The 4,162-nt window shown below is 51.1% G+C and carries 5 protein-coding genes; 1 reads left to right on the top strand and 4 read right to left on the bottom strand.

Annotated features, from left to right (window positions below; all coding sequences use genetic code 11):
• Positions 1-183: 183 nt before the first annotated feature.
• Positions 184-678: a hypothetical protein gene (locus BY454_RS16410; protein WP_258075686.1), complete on the bottom strand. Its 495-nt coding sequence runs from the start codon at positions 676-678 to the stop codon at positions 184-186.
• 205 nt (positions 679-883) lie between these two features.
• Here BY454_RS16410 and BY454_RS16405 point away from each other — a divergent pair, with 205 nt between their 5' ends.
• Positions 884-1,837 (top strand): IS110 family transposase, encoded by a 954-nt coding sequence (locus BY454_RS16405; protein ID WP_219820664.1) that lies wholly within the window; start codon positions 884-886, stop codon positions 1,835-1,837.
• Between the two features lie 564 nt (positions 1,838-2,401).
• Here BY454_RS16405 and BY454_RS16395 read toward each other — a convergent pair.
• The 3 genes from BY454_RS16395 to BY454_RS16380 all read right to left on the bottom strand — a co-directional run.
• Positions 2,402-2,731, bottom strand: coding sequence for a hypothetical protein (locus BY454_RS16395; protein WP_146082737.1), 330 nt, complete (start codon positions 2,729-2,731; stop codon positions 2,402-2,404).
• Positions 2,732-2,796: 65 nt separating this feature from the next.
• Positions 2,797-3,639, bottom strand: a complete 843-nt coding sequence (locus BY454_RS16390; RefSeq protein ID WP_146082736.1) for a hypothetical protein — start codon at positions 3,637-3,639, stop codon at positions 2,797-2,799.
• Positions 3,640-3,789: 150 nt separating this feature from the next.
• The coding region (locus BY454_RS16380; protein ID WP_258075685.1) for a hypothetical protein at positions 3,790-4,162 on the bottom strand (373 nt) is incomplete at its 5' end.

Below are 4,162 nucleotides of genomic sequence, written 5' to 3'. Positions count from 1 at the left end.
TAGTGCTTAAAGCGAGGCATCTGACAGCTCCTTGTCTGTTTGCCTGATCCTACCAAACTGACCCTCTGATTCGGAGTTTTTCTACAGCCTCAACGCCGAAGCACAGCGGCGACCTTGGAGTGGCGACGAAGGAGCCACGTAAAGGGCGTCCGGCGGCCACAGGCCGCGAACTGCTGCGCCTTGTTAATTGGATACCTCAATGTACCACTTGGGCTTGATGCGCCCGAAATCCCGGCGAACGTTTGATTTCAGTGTCTTTTTGGAGTCGAGCACCTTTGCCTCGCCATTTTCTCGAACGAACAAAGCCCAGTGCCAAAATGGCTTGCCCTGCTCTATTCGCCATTTAATGGCGAGAAGGGCCTTATTTGGCAACTGCTCCCACGATTCGAATGGTGTTTCTTTGGAAGAAACGTAAATACCGAATTCTCGCAGAAGGGTTCGGACGTACTCCGTGTCGGACCAGAGTGATGTGTCTGATGCGTGAATGCCAAGAGCGCTGGCTCTCTTTTTGGCCTCAGCATAGCTGAGACCCGCCAGTGCAGCGGAGGCCGCGATGCCACAACCCGTCACTTCTTCTTGGACGACAACTTCCATATTTTTACCAATTAACGCCCGCAGCATGCGCGGCTTTGGAATGGAGGCGAAGCCGCAATGGAAAAGACGTCGCCGTGCCTGCACTTGTATGGATAATTTCTTCCGTGTTTGGGTAAATTGAGGCCCACCCCCAGTGGCCGCTGGGGGCCTTCATGCAGCAGCTCGATGCCTGCAAGGTTCCTCTTCCGAGAGACCGGTAACCAGTGAGTAGCGCTGCATGACTCTCAAGCGATAACTCGAACAGTCATCGGGGCCTCGAGCCCGTATAGCAAGGCAGAGTCAGCTTATTATGAACAACACGGAAATCCAAACCCCAGTAAATGTCGGTGTCGATGTCGGCAAAGCCAATCTGGACATCGCCCTTCACCCCTCCGGGCAGTTCTACACCATCCCAAATACCGAAGCCCACATTCGTCGCTTCGTCCGAATCCTCAAAAACTACGAGATCGAACGCATCGTTGTTGAAGCATCGGGCCGACATGAACATGCCCTGGTTCAGGCTTGCGACAAAGCCGGCTTACCGATCATCGTCGTCAATCCCATCAGCGTGCGACGGTATGCTCAGGCCATTGGCGTACTCGCCAAAACCGACCGGATTGATGCCCAGGTCATCGCGCAATACGCCGCCACACTGAAACCTGAGTTCAAGCCTATTCCAGACAAAACCTCCCAGAAGATTAAGGACTTACTGGTCAGGCGCTCTCAACTTCTGGAAATGTCCACCATGGAGAAAAACCGTCTCCAGATCCTGCCGAAATTCCTTCACCGCTCCATCAAAAGCCTGCTTCGAATGCTCCAAAATCAGATTGAAACCGTCACCCGGCAGATTGAGCAGGAGGTGGCCAAGGTGGATCAGTGGCGCAGCAAAATGGAGATCATGACCAGCGTGCCAGGCGTCGGAAAAGTGCTCGCCTACACCTTCCTTAGTGAACTCCCAGAACTCGGTTCACTGAACCGCAAGGAGATAGCGGCGCTTGTTGGCGTAGCGCCCATCAACCGAGACAGTGGCAAACTCAACGGCAAACGAAGGATACGAGGTGGGCGCCACAGAGTCCGCACCGTCATGTTCATGGCCATGCTCTCATCCATCCAGTGCAACCCGGTGTTCAAACGCTTTTATGAACGCCTGAAGGCCCAGGGAAAGATCCCGAAAGTCGCCCTCATCGCCTGCATGAGAAAGATGATTGTGGTGCTCAATACCATGGTCAAAAACCAAGAACCATGGCGGGGTGAAATGGCTTAATTTATGGAATTGACACCACAGTCACCGGTTATGCAGTTTTACCAACGAACGGGGTCCGATTCGAATTCGTTCTGTTCGAGCCGCTCCAAGAATGAAAAGGATCCTGGTACGTTGCTTTTCACCTCGCACCATATGCCTGAAATCAACGGTTTCTCAAGGTTGTCCTTTATGCCACTTCTCCACTCAACCCAACGCGCCTTGCTAACCCGCCTTTTCGACCTCTGATAAACCTGCTCGTTGCAAAGATCAAGGTAGTTGTATATTGCTTCACGTGCTTCGTTATGACTGTGTCCGTTTAGCTTCTTGCCAAGGAGGGCATCGACAGGAACTCTATACATTAATTCTCGGTACTGCTGATCGTAAGAATCCTCAAAAGACGCGCTAGCCAGCTTCCTGGACTGCCAAATTTGCCAAGCTGCGATAAGAACACCAACTGCTGTAGCCGCTGATGCAATACTATTTAAATCCATAAGCTACCTTCTACTGCATAACGCCATCCAGCATGCGCGGCTACGAAATGGAGGCGAAGCCGCAATGTAGTAGGCATCGCTGTGCCTGGCCTTGTTAAAAATTATTCTGCTTTGCGTAGGCGGTGAAAGCCTTCCACCCAAAAATTACGGTAAAAATGGCCAGCATTATGGGCACTAAGTAGAACGCCCAACTCAAGTTCTGAAACACAGCCAAAGACGTACCTGTTGCTGCGCTTGCCGCCGCACTTTTGCCTACCGCCCATTTCAACGCCAACAAACTGAAGACGCCGAGGGCTACTGTTACGGCGGCTCCGAATTGCCAGAAGTCACCGCTCACCTCAAAGAGCAAGTCAAAGAAGTCATTGAATGTAGACTTTCTACGCCTCATCTTCCTAACTCCAAGATTATTTTTAACGCTTTGCATAAACGGCGACCCGTCAGGGGCGTCCGGTGGAGGCCCAAGGGGCCGTAACGAATTTGATGCATTTGTTAGGCATTACTGTAAAACGCTTCCATAAATGGGTTTGACGGCAACCCAATAACTAAAGGTGTAATGCTCATCGAGTCGTCACATACAGCATTCACGAGCCCCAATCCAGCAAATTGGTTTTGTCCTCCTGAAGGCCGAAACTGAACAAAAGCCGTAGTTGTGGTAATCCACCTTGGATCGACCACCATAGTTATTTTTCTTCCATTTGCTTTTAAGTAAACGTGCGGATCAGTTTGCAGATCTCCTCGCACAGCGGCGCGGTACTCTTCTGTACTTTGAGGCATCGCAATATTTTTAGTGCGGAATTTATCATCAAATGAAACGATCAATCCGCGAGCATCGGAGCCCAATAGCAGCGCTTCGCGCATTGGGATTGCCTTGAGCTCGACCTGTTCAAGTAGTTGTTGGAAACCTGCCATAAGACCACCAAGCTCCCAGCCCAGATCATGCAGTGCAACTATCGGTCCGTACCGAGAAAGATCCAGAGAGGCGCCAGAAATCGCTGAGAGAACTTGAAGTCGAGGGACATTTAAATAGTAAAAGTTGTGTAGAGTAGTTTGCCAAGGAGCTTCAAGCGTTAGGCGATTCATTACCCAAGATCTGTGCGCCTCCTTAATGGAATGAAGGCGGTCAACAGGATACTGCTGCACATTTCCATCTATTTCATTGTGGTGGTTGAAACAGAGCAGGACGAGATTATTCTCATGGTTTCTCTGCTGTTGTGTGAGGGTCGACTCGCCCCGCGGACCATCTGGGCGCTCGCCAACAATATGTGCAACTTCCCCTCGAAACTGGGCAGGCGTCTCGTCAGATGGGTCCAAATAAACTCGCTCACGACACATAGCGCAGCATCCTGCGTCTCGAACCCACACTGAACGCCTTACTGTTTGAGAAACAGGCACATATCCTCCTACTGAAATGCCTAACGCTCGCCATCACCGGTGGCAAAACCAGAGCGAAGCGGAGGTTTTGGCATCCGGTGCATGGCCTGGTTAGCTCTTTTTAAACCACTGTTTCGTAAAGATGGAGTAGGTCTTCATCGGTTCATCGAAACAGGGTCTAGTTATTGAATCCAACTGATCCTGAACGGCTTTGAGCTTTTCTCGGATTTCGTCTTCTTCCTCCAGCGAGTCCCAAAATACGCCTTCGTGTCTTTGCATTTCCGCCAAGTGCTTTTGAAATTCGTCGTCCTTCATAGGGACACGCCCTTGGCGCTGCCAGTAGTATGTGGCTAGCTGTCGAGCAGAAATGAAAATACTGTTCAGAATCCGTGCGTATTCCAGACCAAGGTTGCCACTGATTCCAGACGAAGCCTGCCACCCATTCCACGCGAAAGCTGCCACTGATTCCACGGCAAAGCTGCCA

This window comes from Marinobacter persicus, assembly GCF_002934325.1.
GTDB classification, from domain to species: domain Bacteria; phylum Pseudomonadota; class Gammaproteobacteria; order Pseudomonadales; family Oleiphilaceae; genus Marinobacter; species Marinobacter persicus_A.
Note: the sequence above shows the minus strand (reverse complement) of the source record. Positions and strands in the feature narration are given on the sequence as shown.

Coding starts and splice junctions, on each gene's coding strand:
- BY454_RS16405 (WP_219820664.1), top strand. CDS start 884: ATGAACAACACGGAAATCCAAACCCCAGTAAATGTCGGTGTCGATGTC.
- BY454_RS16395 (WP_146082737.1), bottom strand. CDS start 2,731: ATGCAAAGCGTTAAAAATAATCTTGGAGTTAGGAAGATGAGGCGTAGA.
- BY454_RS16390 (WP_146082736.1), bottom strand. CDS start 3,639: ATGTGTCGTGAGCGAGTTTATTTGGACCCATCTGACGAGACGCCTGCC.